Source organism: Pandoraea fibrosis, from assembly GCF_000807775.2.
GTDB lineage: Bacteria > Pseudomonadota > Gammaproteobacteria > Burkholderiales > Burkholderiaceae > Pandoraea > Pandoraea fibrosis.
Genome location: NZ_CP047385.1, coordinates 2,717,486 through 2,735,219 on the forward strand (window position 1 = coordinate 2,717,486; position 17,734 = coordinate 2,735,219).

At 61.9% G+C, this 17,734-nt stretch carries 13 protein-coding genes and 1 tRNA gene; 10 read left to right on the forward strand and 4 right to left on the reverse strand.

From position 1 onward, the window contains the following. Positions 1-82 precede the first annotated feature (82 nt). The gene (rpoD, locus tag PI93_RS12115) at positions 83-2,065 is read left to right on the forward strand and encodes an RNA polymerase sigma factor RpoD (protein ID WP_236105587.1); all 1,983 of its coding nucleotides are present in this window, start codon (positions 83-85) and stop codon (positions 2,063-2,065) included. A gap of 28 nt (positions 2,066-2,093) precedes the next feature. After that, a tRNA-Ile gene (locus PI93_RS12120) sits at positions 2,094-2,169 on the forward strand. An 85-nt stretch (positions 2,170-2,254) separates the two neighbouring features. On the opposite strand, the gene PI93_RS12125 is transcribed toward PI93_RS12120, so the two are convergent. Further along, on the reverse strand, positions 2,255-3,388 hold the full coding sequence (locus tag PI93_RS12125) for an agmatine deiminase family protein (protein ID WP_039371223.1): 1,134 nt from the start codon (positions 3,386-3,388) through the stop codon (positions 2,255-2,257). Between the two features lie 158 nt (positions 3,389-3,546). On the opposite strand from PI93_RS12125, the gene PI93_RS12130 reads away from it, so the two are divergent. After that, the gene (locus PI93_RS12130; protein ID WP_039371226.1) at positions 3,547-4,431 is read left to right on the forward strand and encodes a LysR family transcriptional regulator; all 885 of its coding nucleotides are present in this window, start codon (positions 3,547-3,549) and stop codon (positions 4,429-4,431) included. A gap of 18 nt (positions 4,432-4,449) precedes the next feature. On the opposite strand, the gene PI93_RS12135 is transcribed toward PI93_RS12130, so the two are convergent. Beyond that, positions 4,450-5,805: an MFS transporter gene (locus PI93_RS12135; RefSeq protein ID WP_052240709.1), complete on the reverse strand. Its 1,356-nt coding sequence runs from the start codon at positions 5,803-5,805 to the stop codon at positions 4,450-4,452. 113 nt (positions 5,806-5,918) lie between these two features. Here PI93_RS12135 and PI93_RS12140 point away from each other — a divergent pair, with 113 nt between their 5' ends. The 5 genes from PI93_RS12140 to PI93_RS24990 all read left to right on the forward strand — a co-directional run bounded on the left by PI93_RS12140 (position 5,919) and on the right by PI93_RS24990 (position 12,236). Beyond that, positions 5,919-6,929 (forward strand): asparaginase, encoded by a 1,011-nt coding sequence (locus PI93_RS12140; RefSeq protein WP_052240710.1) that lies wholly within the window; start codon positions 5,919-5,921, stop codon positions 6,927-6,929. A gap of 27 nt (positions 6,930-6,956) precedes the next feature. After that, a complete protein-coding gene (locus tag PI93_RS12145; protein ID WP_052240711.1) occupies positions 6,957-7,667 on the forward strand; it encodes a GntR family transcriptional regulator in 711 nt (236 codons plus the stop codon). Between the two features lie 226 nt (positions 7,668-7,893). Continuing rightward, a complete protein-coding gene (locus tag PI93_RS12150) occupies positions 7,894-9,780 on the forward strand; it encodes a methyl-accepting chemotaxis protein (protein WP_080759216.1) in 1,887 nt (628 codons plus the stop codon). Positions 9,781-9,975: 195 nt separating this feature from the next. After that, positions 9,976-10,332 carry a GFA family protein gene (locus tag PI93_RS12155; RefSeq protein WP_039371229.1) on the forward strand — a complete coding sequence of 119 codons (357 nt, stop codon included), beginning with the start codon at positions 9,976-9,978 and terminating at the stop codon, positions 10,330-10,332. 308 nt (positions 10,333-10,640) lie between these two features. After that, complete coding sequence (locus PI93_RS24990) at positions 10,641-12,236, forward strand: methyl-accepting chemotaxis protein (RefSeq protein ID WP_052240712.1); 1,596 nt, start codon at positions 10,641-10,643, stop codon at positions 12,234-12,236. A gap of 210 nt (positions 12,237-12,446) precedes the next feature. Here PI93_RS24990 and PI93_RS12165 read toward each other — a convergent pair whose 3' ends face one another. Further along, on the reverse strand, positions 12,447-13,943 hold the full coding sequence (locus tag PI93_RS12165; protein WP_039371232.1) for an acetyl-CoA hydrolase/transferase family protein: 1,497 nt from the start codon (positions 13,941-13,943) through the stop codon (positions 12,447-12,449). A 195-nt stretch (positions 13,944-14,138) separates the two neighbouring features. Here PI93_RS12165 and PI93_RS12170 point away from each other — a divergent pair, with 195 nt between their 5' ends. Continuing rightward, entirely contained in the window at positions 14,139-15,056 is a 918-nt protein-coding gene (locus PI93_RS12170) for a LysR substrate-binding domain-containing protein (RefSeq protein ID WP_039371236.1), read from the forward strand. Here PI93_RS12170 and PI93_RS12175 read toward each other — a convergent pair. Further along, positions 14,995-15,552, reverse strand: coding sequence for a hypothetical protein (locus PI93_RS12175; RefSeq protein WP_039371239.1), 558 nt, complete (start codon positions 15,550-15,552; stop codon positions 14,995-14,997). The genes PI93_RS12170 and PI93_RS12175 overlap by 62 nt on opposite strands. Before the next feature lie 300 nt (positions 15,553-15,852). On the opposite strand from PI93_RS12175, the gene PI93_RS12180 reads away from it, so the two are divergent. Then, on the forward strand, positions 15,853-17,406 hold the full coding sequence (locus PI93_RS12180; protein WP_158453266.1) for an EAL domain-containing protein: 1,554 nt from the start codon (positions 15,853-15,855) through the stop codon (positions 17,404-17,406). Positions 17,407-17,734: the final 328 nt, after the last annotated feature.

Here is a 17,734-nt window from a genome sequence, read left to right on the forward strand (position 1 = left end):
CGTCTCCAAGACGCGTGGCAAGGCCGCGAAGACCGCCGCTCCGGGAGTGCAAAACGTTGCAGCGAATACTAATGATCAACCCGTGAACGAAGATCAGACCAAAGTGGAAAAGCAGAAGGCGCGTGATCGCCGGGCAAAAGAGAAAGCACTGCTCAAGGACGCATTTTCCTCGCACCAGCCCGGTACGGCCGAGGAACTTGAGGAACGTCGCGGCAAACTGAGGACACTGATCAAGCTGGGCAAGGAACGTGGCTTCCTGACCTTTGCAGAGATCAACGACCACCTGCCCGACGACGTGGTGGAGGGCGACGCGCTGGAAGGCGTGATCGCAACGTTTAACGACATGGGCGTGGCCGTCTACGAGCAGGCGCCGGATGCTGAAACGCTGTTGCTCAACGACAATGCGCCGAACGCTGCAACGGACGACGAAGTCGAGGAGCAAGCGGAAGCGGCCCTGTCGACGGTCGATTCCGAGTTCGGTCGCACGACCGACCCGGTGCGTATGTACATGCGCGAAATGGGGACCGTCGAGCTGCTCACGCGCGAAGGTGAAATCGAGATCGCCAAGCGGATCGAGGAAGGCCTGAAGCACATGGTGCAGGCGATTTCTGCGTGCCCGACGACGATCGCCGAGATCCTGGCCATGGCCGAGAAGGTCGAGCGCGAAGAAATGCGCATCGACGAAGTGGTTGACGGCCTGATCGATCCGAATGCGGATGCCGTTGCGGCAGCCGCCTCCGAAGACGAAGATTTCGACGCGGATGCGGACGCAGACGCGGAAGAAGAGGAAGAAGAGTCGGACGAGGAAGACGACAGCAACAGCGGTGGCGGTGCTTCGGCTGCGCAGGTCGAGCAGCTCAAGCGCGACGCGCTCGCCAAGTTCTCCGTGATCGCCGAGTGGTTCGGCAAGATGCGCCGTGCGTTCGAGAAGGAAGGTTATCAGTCGAAGCCGTATGTGAAGGCTGGCGAAGCCATCCAGATGGAACTGATGACGATTCGCTTCACAGCACGCACGGTCGAGCGTCTGTGCGACACGCTGCGTTCGCAGGTGGACGAAGTGCGTAACATCGAGCGTGCGATCCTGAACATCGTGGTCGACAAGTGCGGCATGCCGCGCGCGGATTTCGTGCAGCGTTTCCCGGGCAACGAAACCAATGTCGACTGGATCTACACCGTGGTGGCCGATAACAAGGCCTACAGCTCGGTGGTGGAACGTAACGTGCCGGCCGTGCGAGAACTTCAGCAGAAGTTGATCGACTTGCAGGCACGCGTGGTGTTGCCGCTCACGGAACTCAAGGACGTCAATCGCAAGATGGCGGAAGGTGAGCGTCGTGCCCGCAAGGCCAAGCGTGAGATGACCGAAGCGAACTTGCGTCTGGTGATCTCGATCGCGAAGAAGTACACGAACCGTGGTCTGCAGTTCCTGGATCTGATTCAGGAAGGCAACATCGGCCTGATGAAGGCGGTGGACAAGTTCGAATATCGTCGCGGTTACAAGTTCTCGACGTATGCCACGTGGTGGATTCGTCAGGCGATTACGCGTTCGATTGCGGATCAGGCACGTACCATCCGTATTCCGGTGCACATGATCGAAACGATCAACAAGATGAACCGGATTTCGCGTCAGATTCTGCAGGAGACCGGTGTTGAGCCGGATCCGGCAACGCTGGCCGAGAAGATGGAAATGCCGGAAGACAAGATCCGCAAGATCATGAAGATCGCGAAGGAACCTATCTCCATGGAAACGCCGATCGGTGACGACGACGATTCGCATTTGGGCGATTTCATCGAAGATACTGGCACGGTAGCGCCTGCTGACGCCGCATTGCATGGTAGTATGCGCGACGTCGTGAAGGACGTGCTTGATTCGCTGACGCCGCGCGAGGCCAAGGTGCTGCGCATGCGGTTCGGTATCGAGATGAGCACGGACCATACGCTTGAGGAAGTGGGCAAACAGTTTGACGTGACGCGCGAGCGTATTCGTCAGATCGAAGCCAAGGCGCTGCGCAAGCTGCGTCACCCGAGCCGTTCCGACAAGCTCAAGTCGTTCCTCGAAGGCAATTGATTGCTGCTGAGCGAGCGCCGGTAGTTAAGGGCCGTTAGCTCAGCGGTTAGAGCAGGGGACTCATAATCCCTTGGTCGCTGGTTCGAACCCAGCACGGCCTACCAAGAAGTAAAGAAAAGCCCTTGACGGTGACGTCAAGGGCTTTTTTATATCGACTCCCACCGAGCGCCCGCCTCTACGCGTGGCGCATCAAACCGGTTGCTGCTGCGTCGTGCAGTGAATGCCGCCGCCACCATTGGCAATCCCATCGATGTTGAGCTGCACGATTTCGTGTTTGGGAAACAGATCGCGTAGCTTGTCTCGCGTACTCCTGTCGGTCTGCGTGTCGCCGAATTGCGGCGCGATGATCGCACCGTTGCACACGTAGAAGTTGATGTACCCGGCGGCAAACGTCTCCGACGCGTAGGCGCTGCGCACATGGTTCGGCCCAGGTAATACGACCACTTGTAGCTTGCGGCCGGTAGCATCCGTCGCCTGCCGCAAAATCTCAAGATGGCGAACCGTCACCGCGTGGTCATAGGAGGCGGTATCGTTCTCGAGGTGAGCGACGACGACCCCGGGCCGCACGAACCGCGCGTAGAAATCGGTGTGACCGTCGGTGATGTCCTTGCCGGCAATGCCCGGTAGCCAGATGATCTTGCGCACGCCGAGAAGACGTTTCAATTCCGTCTCGCACGCCGACTTGCTGACACCCGGATTGCGATTCCGGTTAAGTACGCAGCTCTCCGTGATGATGGCCGTGCCTTCGCCGTCGACTTCGATGGCACCGCCCTCGAGCACGAGCGGCGTGTTGAGCAAACGCTCGCCGACGTTTCGGACAACGAACCTGGCCACCATGGCGTCGTCCCTGTGTGCCTGCTTTGCTCCCCAGCCGTTGAAGTTGAAGTCGACACCCGCCTTTTCGCCATTGCGCGAGCGAACGAAGACGGGCCCCGTATCCCGTATCCACAGATCGTCGATGGGCTGCACGATCAGGTTGACGGTGCTGCCGCACATGCGCTGGGCGTCGTCGTAGTCCTTCTCGCCTACCAGCATATTGACCGGCTCGAAGCTGCCGATGCTTTTCGCAATACGGGTCAAGCTTTCGCGCGCCGCCCGTTGCAGACGACGACCCCAGAGGGCTTCGGGGGCCCCGAATGCCATCCATGTGGCGGCATGACGTTCGCCCTCATCAGGCATGATCCATTCGATCTCATTACCGTCCGAATTGCCCTTGGGGCCCACCTTCGCCGACCCGGCCAGACTGCCGCCCGCCGTCCCGGCGAAGAGCGTCGCGCCCGACGCTGCGATGCCTCGTTTCAAAAAAACACGTCTCGTTTGCATGGCCCATTCTCTGACGATTGCCGCACGGCTTTGCCATCGAGTGACCGCTTGTGCGCAGGCGAGTCTGGCAGTTCACGCAGTTTGAAGCCCATCACCAATAAAGAAAAACGAGATTTCTTGCTATTATCAATTAATTTTTCTCATATCTTGAGGCGGCAATGGCTCACCAGCGAATTCCGTCGCTCAAGTTGCTCATGGGGTTTGAGGCGGCTGCTCGCCATGGCAACTTCTCGCGCGCGGCGGACGAGTTGCATGTCACCCAATCGGCGATCAGTCATCAGGTGCAGCAATTGGAGGAAGAGGTCGGGCAGCCACTGTTCCGCCGGGTGGGGCGTGGCGTGGAGTTGACCGTGGCGGGCGAGGTGCTCCGGCGAAGCGTCCAGCGCTCGGTGGGGACGCTGCGCAGCGGCCTCGATCGCATCGCCACTTATCTGGACCCGGGGCTCGTCGTGATCGCCGCTCCCGCCGAGTTATTGCACGGCTGGCTGAGTCCACGCATCGATCAGCTACTGGTGCGGCATCCGGCGCTTTGCCCGATGTTATCGACTGACGAATCGGCGCGATTCATCGACGAGACCGACATCGACATCGCGATTGCCGATCGGCCGCTGCAACAAGCCGGTCTGATGGAAGTGCCGTTTCTGAAAGATGAGTGGGTGGTGGTCGCCAACGATGGGCTGGCTGCACGATTGGCGGACCTCCCGGCAGCCAGGCATCCCGAGCATGCGTCGCTGATTTGCCTCGAAGAGAGTTTCACGCGGGACGATACGGCTGCGCTCTTTCGCCATCAACTCGCACCGTTTCGCAAACACGTCATTTATGACGACGAACGTCTCCTGCTCGATGCGGCCTTGCGCGGTCGTGGCATCGCGTGCGTCTCACGTCTGGTGGCCGACGAAAGCCTGACGCAGGGACGGCTGCGCGTCCTTGCCGACTATCCGCGCATCGAGGGCACCACGTGGTGGGTGTCCCGGGTCGCCGGCGAGCCCCGCTCGCCGGTGGTGACCGATGTGTTCGAGTGGTTGATCGCGAGCGCGCAGTAAGTCAGCGCGCAAGCCTCATCAAGCCGACACCGGCTTCGTATCTCGGCGGCCGGTATCCGGCCCAACGCCTGGGCGTACCTGAAGCATCGCAAACACGCCGACGGCGGTGGCCACGGCGGTCGCCACGAACATCGACGAGTAGCCGTACTTGGCCGACAGAATGCCGGCGAGCGTCGGCGCGAGCACGGCTGCGATATTCGCGATGAAGTGCATCAAACCACTGAACGTACCCACGCGCGTGGGCGCCGTGTCGATCACCACAGCCCAGTACACCGAGTTCGGCAGCGCGTTCAGCGCATTACCGAGCGTCATCAATGCAATCACGGCCCACACGCTGGTCGCCTGCGAGACCATCAGGAAGCACAACGTCGTGCAGGTCAGCGCGGCCGCAGCGAACCAGCTACGTGCGATGACCAACTTGCCCGTCTTGCGATACAGCCAGTCGGAAATGCGTCCGCCGAGCAGCACCGTAATGCACGCGCCCGTCCAGGGAATCATGCCGATGTACCAGAGCGACGACAGCGTGAAATGAAACTCGTCGGCGAGATATTTCGGCGTCCACGTCAGCAGCATGAAGTTCACGTAGATGAACGCAAAGTAGCCGATCGAGTTGAACACCAGTGTCTTGCTCTTGAAGAAGCTCCACCACGGCATATCGCTCGCGGCAGCGGCGGCAGACGGGTTTTGCGCCGGACGTCCCGCCTGAATCAGCGCCACTTCGGCGGCGTTCACACGCGGATTGTCTTCCGGACGGTTCGTATAGACACGCGCAAACAGTGCGATCAGCACGAAGCCCGCGATACCGAGCACGATATACATCGTGCGCCAGCTATCGGTAAGCAACAGCAAACCGACGGCGACCGGTGCGGTGAGCAGGGCGCCGAGCGGCGTGCTCAGCAGCCCGATGGACACCGCGAAGCCGCGCTCCGACGGCGATGCCCATGCCGCCATCGTCTTGTTGATGATGGAGTAGGCGGGGCCTTCGGCAAAGCCGAACAGTACGCGGATCGTGGCGAAACCGGTCAGGGCCGAGCCGCCGAGCACGGCGATCCCGAGATCACCTGCCCAAATCATGGCGATGGCGAATGCCGACCACGCCACACCGGCAATGACCCACACCTTCTTGGCGCCCACGCGGTCGGCCAGTGCCCCGCCGAACAGCGCGCCGAACATATAGCCGTAACCGAAGTAGCCAAGGACCGCGCCCCAGCCGGCCCGATCGAAACCGTATTCCGACGTGATTTGCGCGGCCGAGTACGAAATCGCGCCACGGTCGATGTAGTTCACGAGGGCGATCACCACGATCAGCGCGAATACCGCGAACCGGTAGCGGGTCGCCCCGGCGGCCGGATGGCCCACAGTGGTTGGTTCCATTGACGTCTCCTAAGTGTTGGGTTTTCTGCGAAGCACCCGATGCCCTTCGCAAACGATTGTCGATTATATATAATGCACAATGCATATCAACTGAAATCAAAAACCTGTCCACCATGCCCAATTCGCTTCCCGTGGTTGCTGTCGCTTCGCTTGGCGGCACGATCAGCATGACCCCGTCAGACGCCGCCGGCGGCGTCGTGCCGACCCTCGACGCCACGCAACTGGCCCGCTCGGTCCCTGGTTTGTCCGATGTGGCGACCATCAAGACGGCGTCGCTTCGTCAATTGCCCAGTGCTTCGCTGGGGTATGCCGACCTGATGGATGCACTCGCGTGGGCCGAGCAGCAGATTGCCGACGGCGCAAGTGGTGTCGTGCTGACGCAGGGCACCGATACGCTTGAGGAAACGGCGTTCCTGCTGGATCTGTTCTGGAAGTTGCCCGCGCCGCTGATCCTGACCGGCGCCATGCGTGCGCCACAAGCGGCGGGGGCCGACGGTCCCGCCAATTTGCTGGCGGCGGTGCGCACGGCCGTGCATCCCGACAGCGTTGGTCGCGGGGTCCTCGTGGTGATGAACGACACCGCCCACTACGCCCGTTGGGTGAGCAAGGGCGACGCGCTGGCGGTGCAAGCTTTCGTGTCGCTCGATGGTGGTGTCGCCGCGCGGCTTGTCGAGGGACGTCCGACATTCTTTCATGCCCGCCAGACACGTCCGCAACCGCTGTCGCGACCCGCAGGCGTCTGGCCCAAAGTGGCGATGGTGACGGCCGTGCTGGGTGACGACGGCGAACTGGCGGAGGTGGCAGTCCGGGGCGGCTACGAGGCGCTGGTGATTGCGGCGCAGGGCGCGGGTCACGTCTCGTTCGGATTTGCGGAACGGATAGGTGCGCTGGCAGCGCAGGTGCCGGTGGTGATCGCCAGCCGTGCGGCAAGCGGCTCGACGGCATCGCAGACTTATGGTTATGTCGGGGCGGAAATCGACCTCGCCCGGCGGGGTGCACACCTGTGCGGATGGCTCTCGCCGCTCAAGGCGCGCTTACTGGTGACGGCGTTTCTGGCCTCGGGTGTAGCGCCCGGTGCGGTTGGAGAAGCGCTGGCAAATTGGAGTAAACTCACGCGTCAATAATCTACACACGGCACCCCTTTGAAAAGCATGTCCTCCGCATCTGCCAGCGTGTCCGGCACGACTGGCACGTCGGGCCGTCGCCGGCTCACGGCATATCAATATGCCATCGAGACACTGCGTACCGAGATTCTGCAAGGGAACCTGAAGGCGGGGGACCGCCTTCGGCAGGACGATCTCGCACGCCGTCTCGAGATGTCGACGACGCCCGTGCGCGAAGCGCTGCGCACACTCGTCTCGGAAGGACTAGTGTTTTTCGACGTCCACCGCGGTGCCGTGGTGCGGGGTCTCACGATCGAGGACGTCAACGAGTTGTATCGTCTGCGCAAGACGCTGGAACCGATGATGGCCGAGCAGGCGCTGACCACGATTCGGGAAGACGACATCGCGCAGGCGCAGGCGTTGCACGCCGAGATGCTGGCGACGTCGGACGTCGCCAAATGGACCGAGCTGAATCAGGCGTTTCATGCGGCGCTGTGGGCGTCGCAAGACAATTCACGTCTGGCGCATCTGATCAAGACGTTGCGCGATGCTTCGGGGCCCTACATTGCGCTGTCGCTCTATATGCGTCCCATACACGTCGATGTAAGCAATCAGGAGCATCAGAAGATGCTCGACGAATATCGTGCCCGCGACGTGGCAGCCATCCGGCGCCATACGGAAGACCATCTCGACGCCACGCTGCGCATCATCGTCAAGGCCATCGAGCAGACTGAAGCCGAAGCTGCGGCCAACGACTGACGCCGAAGTCCATTCCGGGCCAATAGACGGCAGGTAGGTAGGAGCACGAATGAACAGAATGGTCAGCCGAATGCGGCTGGCCTTTTGCAATTTCGGGTTAACACCTAAAGTTTTGGCGGGGCGGGCCGTAAGTCAGAGGGTGGACCTCCACCTCGTGGAGTCGGTGGCCTGGCGCCGGCTCCTGTCTTTTGACCCCCCTAGCCGCAGGCCTGCCTGTCCCGACCGCATGACAGTATCTTCGCTTAGAACACGCATCATTCTGATCGCGTGTGCCACCGTTATTGGTGCACTGATCCTCTCCGGCATTACCACATACGTCATCGTGCGCAGCAGCATGATGTCGACCATCGCCAACACGCTCGACGCCGTGGCGCGCGGCAACACGCTTGCCGTGGAACGCTGGGCAGCGGCCAAGGGCCAATCGGTCGTAGGCACCGCCGCCGCCGTCGAAAAGGGCGAGCAGGGTGTGGCGTTGACCAAACTGCTTGGCGCTACGAACGGTTTCCCGATCTCAAGCATCGGCTGGAGCGACAAGTCTTACTTCTCCAGCGGCCCCACGCCGCCCGATTACGATCCGACCGCACGCCCCTGGTACAAGGGCGCCACGGGCGCCGGCAAGCTGACGGTGGTCAAGCCCTATGCCGACATCGCTTCCGGCAAGCTCTACGTCTCGTTCGCCGCGCCGATCCTGCGCGACGGGCAAACGCTCGGTGCCGTGAGCGGCGCTGTGCCGCTCGACGCCGTGCAGGAAGTCGTCAAGGCCGTGCATCCCACGCCTTCGAGCCTCGCGTTCGTGGTGTCGCGCGACGGCCTCGTGATCGCTCACCCCGACGAGAAGCTCATGCTCAAGCAGTCGAGCGACCTCGCGCAATCGCTCACGCCTGAAGCGCTAGCAGGTCTCGAACGCGCCACCGAGCCGTTGGAAGTCGAGCTTGGCGGCGCTGCCAAACTGCTCAAGGTGCAGCCCGTGCCGGGCACCGACTGGCTCTTCGTCGTCGCGCTCGACAAGGCCGAAGCGACGGCTGGTCTGTCGCGCGTGCTGAGTGCCACGATCATTACGTTGATCGTGCTGACGCTGTGTGCCATCGGTATCGCGAGCTTCTTCACGTCGCAGGCGTTCCGCCGTCTGTCGCAAGTGCGCGACGCGATGGATACCATCGGTTCGGGCGGTGGTGATCTGACGCGCCGTCTCGATGTCGTCGGTCACGATGAAGTTGCGCAGATCTCGCGCTCGTTCAATGCGTTCGTCGACAAGATCAGTACGGTCATGATCGACGTGCGTGCCGGTGTGCACGGCATGACCTCGGCGACGAGCGAGATCGAGATGGGTAACCGTGATCTGTCGCAGCGCACGGAAGCCTCGGCGGGCACGTTGCAGGAGACCTCGGCGGCGCTGACCGAACTCACGGCGAGCGTCAAGCAGACGGCCGAAGCGGCCGAGCACGCCACGCGTCTGGCAAACGAAGCCAGCGAAGCCGCAGCGCGTGGCGGCGAGGTGGTGACGGGGGCTGTCACAACGATGAGCGAGATTGCGAAGTCGTCGGAGCGCATTACCGAGATCATTAGCGTGATCGATGGCATCGCCTTCCAGACGAACATTCTCGCGCTGAACGCCGCAGTCGAAGCCGCACGGGCAGGGGAGCAGGGCCGTGGCTTTGCCGTTGTCGCAGGCGAAGTGCGCACGCTGGCACAACGCAGCGCTGCCGCCGCGCAGGAGATCAAGGCGCTGATCGAAGCGTCGGTGCAGAACGTCACGAGCGGCACGCAACGCGTGCAGGCGGCGGGCAATACGATGGGAGACATCGTCGACGGGATCTCGCGTGTGCGTCGTCTGATCGGCGAGATCCATAGCGCCATGACCGAGCAAAGCACCGGCATCAGCCAGATCGATCGCAGTGTGGCGGAAATGGATCAGTCGACGCAGCAGAACGCAGCGTTGGTGGAAGAGTCTGCGGCGGCTTCGGCCATGCTTAGCGAGCAGGCGCGTAATCTGGCCGATACGGTCGCGCTGTTCCAATTGCGCGAACCTGGCCGCCATGGCGTCACGGTGGTTCGCAGCCACCCCAATGGCTCGCGCGATTCGCATCGCGACGAACCGGCGCTCGCCGCCTGAGCGAGCGTTCCGCGGCGCTAACGCTCCCACTCCCTCCTGAGCGAGGCCGGCACGACCGCTGCCGGCCTGCGCGTTGCTTCCCCTCTCGTCGGATTTTGTCGCAGAATAGATGCCACATCCGGCGGGCATCGTTTCGCAAACGTCGTAGTCTCGATTCTCGCTGGCCAAGATCCCAACATCATGAGGAGATGCGCCATGGCGAATCAGCAATACTCAGGCGGATGCCATTGCGGCGATTTGCGATTTACTGCAAATGTCGATTTGTCCAAAACAATTGCGTGCAATTGTTCGATCTGCAAAAAGCGAGGATTGATTCTCGCTTTTTCCCCAATTGCGGAATTCTCGCAAACCGCGGGTGTAGGGAAAGCGCGCGAATATCTTTTCAATAAGCATGTCATTCGTCACCAGTTTTGCCCGACATGCGGTGTCGAGGCCTTTGCGTTCGGCGAAATGCCGGACGGTGCGAAAATGGCCGCCGTCAATGTTCGCTGCATCGATGGCATTGATCTGGATACGGTGCATCCAGCGCCATTCGACGGTGCAAGCAAGTAGGCCGTGCTGGATCGCCTTGCGAGTCACGCCGCGTTGCAGGACGCCGTGACTCCCGAAAGCGTTTTGCGAAATATCCGTGCAAATAGATGAATAAATATATCTTCACGGATATTTTTGAGAGTTCGGAAATGATCGGTTTGTGTTGTGAAACCGGCATTCGAATCAATGTGTTAAGTGCTCTGTTTTTTCGCTCCCGGAATGTTTTGAAAGCCATTGCGTGAGAATCGAGGGTTTATTGGCTCAAGATTCTTGAATGGTCACCCGTTATGCCGTGCGATTGTTGTCGTTTTATCGCATAGGGAGCGGGCATGAAGTTCTTGGGTAGTCTCAAAATCGGCACACGGTTGACCATCGGGTTTGCCATTACGTTGGTTCTGCTGTGCATCGTGGGTGGCATGGCGGTGTTCCAGGCGTCGCGCATTTATGGCGGTACCCGCGATCTGGCCGACAACTGGCTGCCCAGCGTGCAGACGCTCGGTACCGCACAGGTCGCGGCCAACGCAGCGCGCCGCGCCACGCTCGCCACGCTGCTGACGACGGTCGACAGCACTCGGGCGGACGAAACGAAAAAGCGCCAGGCGTCCATCGATCTGATGAACAAGACGCTCGACAGCTACAACAGCATGGTGGCCTCGGACGAAGACCGTCGCGCGTATGACGCCGTGCGCGCCGCCTGGGCAAGCTATCTCGAGGTCGATAACCGTGTGGCCGATCTGGAAAAGGGCGATGACGCAGCCAAGGAGCAGGCGCGCACGCTTGTGATGACCGACGCCGTCAAGCGGTTCGCGGTGCTCAGCGACAGGCTCACCGAACACGTGGCGGTGAACCGTGCCGGCGCACAGGCGGCGAGCGAGGCGGCCGCCAACAACTATCACACCGCTTTTATCGCTGCCGTTGTGCTGATCCTGCTGGCACTGGGCGTGAATATCGTGATTGCGCTGGTCATCACGCGCTCGATTACGGTGCCGATCGGTCGCTGCGTCGACATCGCACAGACGGTGGCCCGGGGCGATCTCAGTTCGCGTATCGACGTGCACGGCAAGGACGAACTCGCGCAATTGCTGGGGTCGCTGCGCGATATGAACACGAAGCTGGCGCAGGTCGTGGGGCAAGTGCGTCATACCAGCGAGAGCATTGCGACGGGGTCGGCGCAGATCGCCGCCGGCAACACCGATCTGTCGTCGCGCACCGAACAGCAGGCGGCGTCGCTGGAGGAAACGGCGGCGAGCATGGAGGAACTGACGACCACCGTCAAACAGAACGCCGACAACGCGGAGCAGGGTAATGTGCTGGCAACGAACGCGTCGCATATCGCCCAGCGCGGCGGCGAGGTGGTGCGTCAGGTGGTCGAGACGATGCGCGAAATTTCCGAAGGGTCGGCTCGCGTCTCGGACATCACGAGCGTGATCGAAGTGATTGCGTTCCAGACCAACATCCTCGCGCTCAATGCCGCGGTGGAAGCGGCGCGCGCCGGAGAGCAGGGCCGCGGCTTCGCGGTCGTCGCCGGGGAAGTGCGCACGCTCGCGCAGCGCAGCGCCAATGCGGCGAAGGAAATCAAGGAGCTGATCGATGCGTCGACGCGTCAGGTCAGCGACGGTGCAAAACTCGTCGCCGAGGCGGGTAGCACGATGGACGAGGTGGTGCACGCCGTCAAACGCGTGACCGATCTGATGGCGGAGATTGCCGCCGCGTCGACCGAACAGCGCACGGGCATCGAGCAGGTCAATCAGGCGGTGATGCAGATGGATACCGTGACGCAGCAGAACGCCGCGTTGGTCGAAGAAGCCTCGGCCGCCGCACAATCGATGGCAGCGCAATCGGGCGGTCTGCGTGAACTCGTGTCGATCTTCACGCTGGAGGGGGCGGCAAATCAGGGGCATCGCGCGCAGCGACTGTCGGCCTGAACGCCCGTCGTCGGGCTGCAAAAAGGTAGGAGGTAAAAGGCGGCTCGCCAGCGATCGCCGGCGAGCCGCGAATGCCTGAACACTCTCACCAGCGTTCGGCCCACAGGACCGCATGCGTCCCATGTTCTTCTCGGCATCGACCTTGACCATCGATGCCGGTCAATCGGCGTCCGGCCGCCCGCCCCCCGGCGTCGGCAACCGGCGCCGATGTCATTTCCCTGCCAGCATCGAACCGCGTTCGCGCAAGTTGACGTGCATGTCGAACGCGCGTTCCAGCGCGTGCGGCGTCTGACCGCCGTAACGCAGTGCGTCGCGGTAATAGTCGCGCAGGACTTCCCGATAGCTCGGGTGTGCGCAGTGATCGATCACCAGATTCACGCGCTCGCGCGGGGCAAGCGTGCGCAGGTCGGCCAGACCTTGTTCCGTCACGATGATGTCCACATCGTGCTCGTTGTGATCGACGTGCGGCACCATCGGGACGATGCTCGAAATCTTGCCGTCTTTGGCAATCGACTTGGTGGCGAAGATCGCCATGCGAGCGTTGCGGGCAAAATCGCCCGATCCGCCGATACCGTTCATCATGTGCGTGCCGCCGACATGCGTGGAATTCACGTTGCCGTAAATGTCCGCTTCGAGGGCTGTGTTCAACGCAATCAGCCCCAGTCGGCGAATGACCTCCGGATGGTTGCTGACCTCTTGCGGACGCAGCACGAGCTTGTCGCGATAACGCTCCAGATGTTTGAATACGCGGTCCTGCACCGCCTGGGACACCGTGATCGACGAGCCCGACGCGAATACCATCTTGCCGGCGTCCATCAGCTCGAACGTCGAGTCCTGGAGCACCTCGGAATACATCGTGAGGTCGTCGAACGGCGAATCGATGAAACCCGTGAGCACCGCATTGGCGATGGTGCCGATTCCGGACTGAATCGCGGGCAGCGTGCGTGGCAGACGACCACGCGAGACTTCATGCTGGAAGAATTCGATGAGATGGCCGGCAATGCGCTGCGTGTCGGCATCGGCCGGCAGGGCATTGGAGGCGCTGTCCGGCGTGTCGGTAATGACGATGGCGGCGATTTTCTCCGGCGCAATTTTCACCACATTCGTGCCGACACGGTCACGCACGTCAACGATGGGCAGCGGCGCGCGATGCGGACGTTGACCCGGAATCCAGATGTCGTGCATGCCCTCGAAGGCTAGCGGTTGCGCGAGGTTGATCTCGACGATGACCTTTTCTGCGAGGATCGCGAAGCTCGCCGAGTTGCCGACCGACGAACTGGGTACGAGCCCGCCGTCTTCGGTGATGGCAACCGCCTCGATCACCGCCACGTCGAGCTTGCCGAACTGGCCGGTGCGCAGGAACTCGACCGTCTCCGACAGATGCTGATCGACGAACATCACCTCGCCGCGATTGATGGCGCTGCGCAACGTCGTGTCGACCTGAAACGGCAAACGCTTGGCGAGCACACCCGCTTCGGTCAGCGTCTTGTCGGAATCGTGCCCCAGCGATGCCCCGGTGATCAACGTGATCTTCATCGGGTGGGCCTTTGCGCGCTTGGCCAGCGCGATCGGCATGTCCTTGGCGTCGCCGGCGCGGGTGAACCCGCTCATGCCGACCACCATGCCGTCGCCAACGAGCTTTGCAGCGTCGTCGGCGCTCATCACCCGGTCGCGTAGCGACGCCAGGCGGATGCGGTCTTCATACATCGTGAGGCTCCTCGTCTCTCTTATTCGAATCTCTTGATCTCTTGGCGCGGTGACCCGCCATGCGGCCCTGAGCGCTTGACTCGAAGTGTATTGACCCGTCGGTCACATTTCCAATATATTGAACACGTCATTTTCATACTTTTTATGTATTATTGGTGCGAACCCCGGCGGGGCCGGGCTGACAGGGGAGTCGTGATGGAATTGCGGCATTTGCAATATTTCATTGCCGTGGCCGAAGAGCGCCATTTCACGCGAGCCGCCGCGCGTGTCGGGATTCAGCAACCGCCGTTGAGTTTGCAGATACGGCAGTTGGAAGCGGAGCTGGGCGGCCCGCTGTTCGTGCGGTTGCCGCGCGATGTGGTGCTCACGGCGTTAGGCGAGGCGTTTCTGCCGGAAGCGCGACAGATTCTGGAGCGGGTGGAGCGCGTCAAGCGCCGCATGCACCAGATGTCGCGCGGCGAGGCGGGACAGATTCGTATCGGGTTCGCCGGCGCGACCTACTTCGAGCCGCGTATTCCCGCGTGGATTCGCGACTTCCGTGCGCGGTATCCCGACGTGCAACTGCATCCGCAACAGAGCAATACGGCGAGTCTGCTGACGGCGTTGGAGAACGAAGCGATCGACGCCGCGTTCGTGCGCACACCGTTCGACGTGCCGCCGGGCATCGTCAGCATGCCGGTGGTCGATGAACCGATGATGCTGGTGTTGCCGCTTGGTCATCCCATGTGCGCGCACGAGCATGTGCCGCTGGCGGCGCTCGCTCAGGACGAGTTCATTTTGCTGCCGCGCGAGATCAGCCCTGCGCTGTACGACCGCACGATCGCGGCCTGCGAGGCGGCGGGCTTTCGGCCGAAACTGGGGCAGGAGGCTCCGCAGATCACATCTATCGTGCCGATGGTGGCGGCGGGGTTTGGGGTGTCGCTGGTGCCGGCGTCGGTGAGTCAGATTCGCACGCCTGGAATGGGTTTCTGGCCGATCGATGGCGAGGTGCCGCACGCGCCGATCAGTCTGGCGTATCGCGCAGACCACCGTTCGGCCGCGCTCGACAGGTTTATTGCGATGTTGCCTGCAGATGCGCAAGACAGTGACGGCATCGCACGGCCTCACGCTTGATCGTCTCGGCGCAGAAGGGACATGGTTTTTCGTCTGCCGTTGGGCTCGCGCTTTCGTTGACGGACGGGCTTTGTGCCGGGTTGAAGGCGCGGTGTTCGGGGGCGGTGCCGAGCGCGGGTTTGATCGGGGCCAGGACCATGCCTGCGCTGCCGCGGTGGGTGCTCGGCATATCGGCGTAGGCATCGTAACCACGCTGGCCGGGGCTGGAGACGGCATTGTCGCGGGTGGGCAGCCAGCCGTTGGCGCGCAGTTTGCCGACGAGCAGCGGGTGGATCATCAGCGAATAAAGCAGGCAGGTGAGTGGCAGCGAGATCGCCAGCGCAGATTCCCGCCAGATCAGGGCGGGGCCGATGGCGAGGGCGGTCCAGACCAGCGCATGCCATGCGAAGCCGTATGCCAGCAGGTAGAGGGGGCCGAGAAAGAATGCCGCGATGCACGACAGGTACGTGATCTCGACGACATCGCCGCTCGCCGGATTACGGAATTTGTTCGTCATGGCAGGGCCGTGGGGGGAGGCAGAAGGTGGAACGGTACGCCAGCGCCGACCCCCTTTCGTCCTACTGCCGAAGGCCGGCCGAGTGCTCGCCGACTGCCGCCTAATGCCGGCTCGGCCGCACTCACCGGATCATCCGGCCACAGATGGCGGCGCATGAGATCGGTAGCCTGCGTTACCCCGTTTCCGGCTTGCGCCATGTGGGCCAAACGTGTGGCAATCCGATCTATCGGACAGACGGTGCGATACACTGGCGGCCATGCCCCTGTGGGTATACGGGGCGTTACGCGGACGCGATTCTCCATGCAAACGCTTAGAGGACTGACTCGCTGGTTGCCGGTACTGACGGGTGCCATTGCGGGCATGTTGGTCATGCTGTTGGTAGGGCAGATCGTGCAGACCCGCATCGATGATTTCCGCCTGCGTGCCTACGTGCAGGAAATCATGGGCTTCATGGGCGACGCATCGGTGTCTAGCCGCGATGCGTTGCTCAGCGCGATGTACAGCGGCGCGGTGCCCTGCACCGATGCCGACATTCTCGCGCTGCGCCGCGTCGCGATGCGCAGCCCCTACTTCCACGACATTGGCCGAATCCACGGCACCAAGTTGTTATGCTCGGCAATTGCCGGGCGCCTCGATCCGGAGCCGGAGCTGCCGCCGCCAAGCCATGAAACACGTAACGGCGTGAAGCTCTGGCACACGCTCACGGGCCTCGTGACGCCCGGCGTGCAAGTCAGTGCCACGGGCATGGGCGACGTGGTGGTGTTCAGCCCGCCGGTATTGCCGGAGCGGCTCGCCACGCCGCCAGGCGGCTTTGCCTCGGTGGCGTCCACGAGCGATATGCGTTTTCAGTTCTGGCGGGCAGGGATGTTCGAGGATCAGCAGCGTATCAAGCTGGGGGCGACGTCACGCTGGCTCGATATCGGATCGTTGCGACGCTACTCCGAGTGTTCCGGCCGGGTAGACGTTTGCGCCTCGGCCATCTACGTGTCGTCGCGAATCGTGACGAATCCGCTGGGCCTCGTGCTGGCACTCTCGATTGGCGCGGGGGCGGGCGCATTGGTGGGCATGTCATGGCGTTCGCGGCGGCGCTACCGGATGTCGATCGACTGGGTGACGCAACAGGCCGCAGAGTCCGGAGGCATTCACGTCGTTTATCAACCGCTGGTGCGCCTGCGTGACCGCAAGATCGTCGGCGTGGAAGCGCTCGCGCGCCTGAACGACAGTGCCGGCGCACCGATTTCGCCGGACATGTTCATTCCGATTGCGGAGCGGCGGGGCGTCATCGGGCTGATTACGCGACAGGTCGTGCGCCGCGCATTGATCGACATGCATGGACGCGCGCTGGCCGATCCGGAGTTTCACATCAGCATCAACCTCGCGGCGACGGACATCGTCGACAGCACATTCCATACGTATCTGAATCAGATGTCGGCCTCACTGCGGGTGCCGCGTGCGCAGATCGCACTGGAGGTCACCGAGCGTTCGACAGACAGCATGACGCGGCTCAGAGAGGCGCTCGATCGTTTGCGTGTCGATGGATATCAAATTCACATCGACGATTTCGGGACAGGTTTTTCGAACCTCGCCTATCTGTCGACGCTCAACGTCGACGCGCTGAAGATCGATCGCATGTTCACGCAGGCCATCGGCACCGATACCGTGGGCAGCGCCATCGTCGATCAGATCTGCAAGATGGCAGCGTTACTCAAGGTCGAGGTGATTGTGGAGGGAATGGAGACCGAGGCGCAGGCGAACTACATGCTGGCGCGGTATCCCGAGGCGATCGGGCAGGGATGGTTGTTCGGCAAAGCGGTGCCGGCCGACGATTTGCCATCGGAAGCCGGCGACGTCTGAGGAGGACGAGTGAGCGATTTTCTCAGCGATAACCCTGAGATTTTCGTGTGTTGGGAAGGCCGTCGAGAGGTGCGTTGGATTGTCGGCAGTCAGCAGAAAAAATTTGCGGCGCATCAGGCAAATTACCGAGAATAACGACAACGATTCGGGACTAGATTGAAATCACCGTGGTCCTGATGTGCCCCCGACCTCCACGGACTATCCGGCTCGCTGCTATGGCGGGCCGCTTTTTTTTCCTACCGTTTGTCGGGATTGTTGAACATGTTACGATTTCCCAAAAAACAGCGTTGGCAGACAGTTCCATAGCTGTCGTACTACCGAAGGGGAC

Bases quoted from the DNA above. Each gene is read 5' to 3' on its own strand.
- PI93_RS12135 (WP_052240709.1), bottom strand. From the start codon at position 5,805: ATGGAACCAACCACTGTGGGCCATCCGGCCGCCGGGGCGACCCGCTAC.
- PI93_RS12145 (WP_052240711.1), top strand. From the start codon at position 6,957: ATGTCCTCCGCATCTGCCAGCGTGTCCGGCACGACTGGCACGTCGGGC.
- PI93_RS12130 (WP_039371226.1), top strand. From the start codon at position 3,547: ATGGCTCACCAGCGAATTCCGTCGCTCAAGTTGCTCATGGGGTTTGAG.
- PI93_RS12175 (WP_039371239.1), bottom strand. From the start codon at position 15,552: ATGACGAACAAATTCCGTAATCCGGCGAGCGGCGATGTCGTCGAGATC.
- PI93_RS12170 (WP_039371236.1), top strand. From the start codon at position 14,139: ATGGAATTGCGGCATTTGCAATATTTCATTGCCGTGGCCGAAGAGCGC.
- PI93_RS12165 (WP_039371232.1), bottom strand. From the start codon at position 13,943: ATGTATGAAGACCGCATCCGCCTGGCGTCGCTACGCGACCGGGTGATG.
- PI93_RS12180 (WP_158453266.1), top strand. From the start codon at position 15,853: ATGCAAACGCTTAGAGGACTGACTCGCTGGTTGCCGGTACTGACGGGT.
- PI93_RS24990 (WP_052240712.1), top strand. From the start codon at position 10,641: ATGAAGTTCTTGGGTAGTCTCAAAATCGGCACACGGTTGACCATCGGG.
- PI93_RS12125 (WP_039371223.1), bottom strand. From the start codon at position 3,388: ATGCAAACGAGACGTGTTTTTTTGAAACGAGGCATCGCAGCGTCGGGC.
- PI93_RS12155 (WP_039371229.1), top strand. From the start codon at position 9,976: ATGGCGAATCAGCAATACTCAGGCGGATGCCATTGCGGCGATTTGCGA.
- PI93_RS12150 (WP_080759216.1), top strand. From the start codon at position 7,894: ATGACAGTATCTTCGCTTAGAACACGCATCATTCTGATCGCGTGTGCC.
- PI93_RS12140 (WP_052240710.1), top strand. From the start codon at position 5,919: ATGCCCAATTCGCTTCCCGTGGTTGCTGTCGCTTCGCTTGGCGGCACG.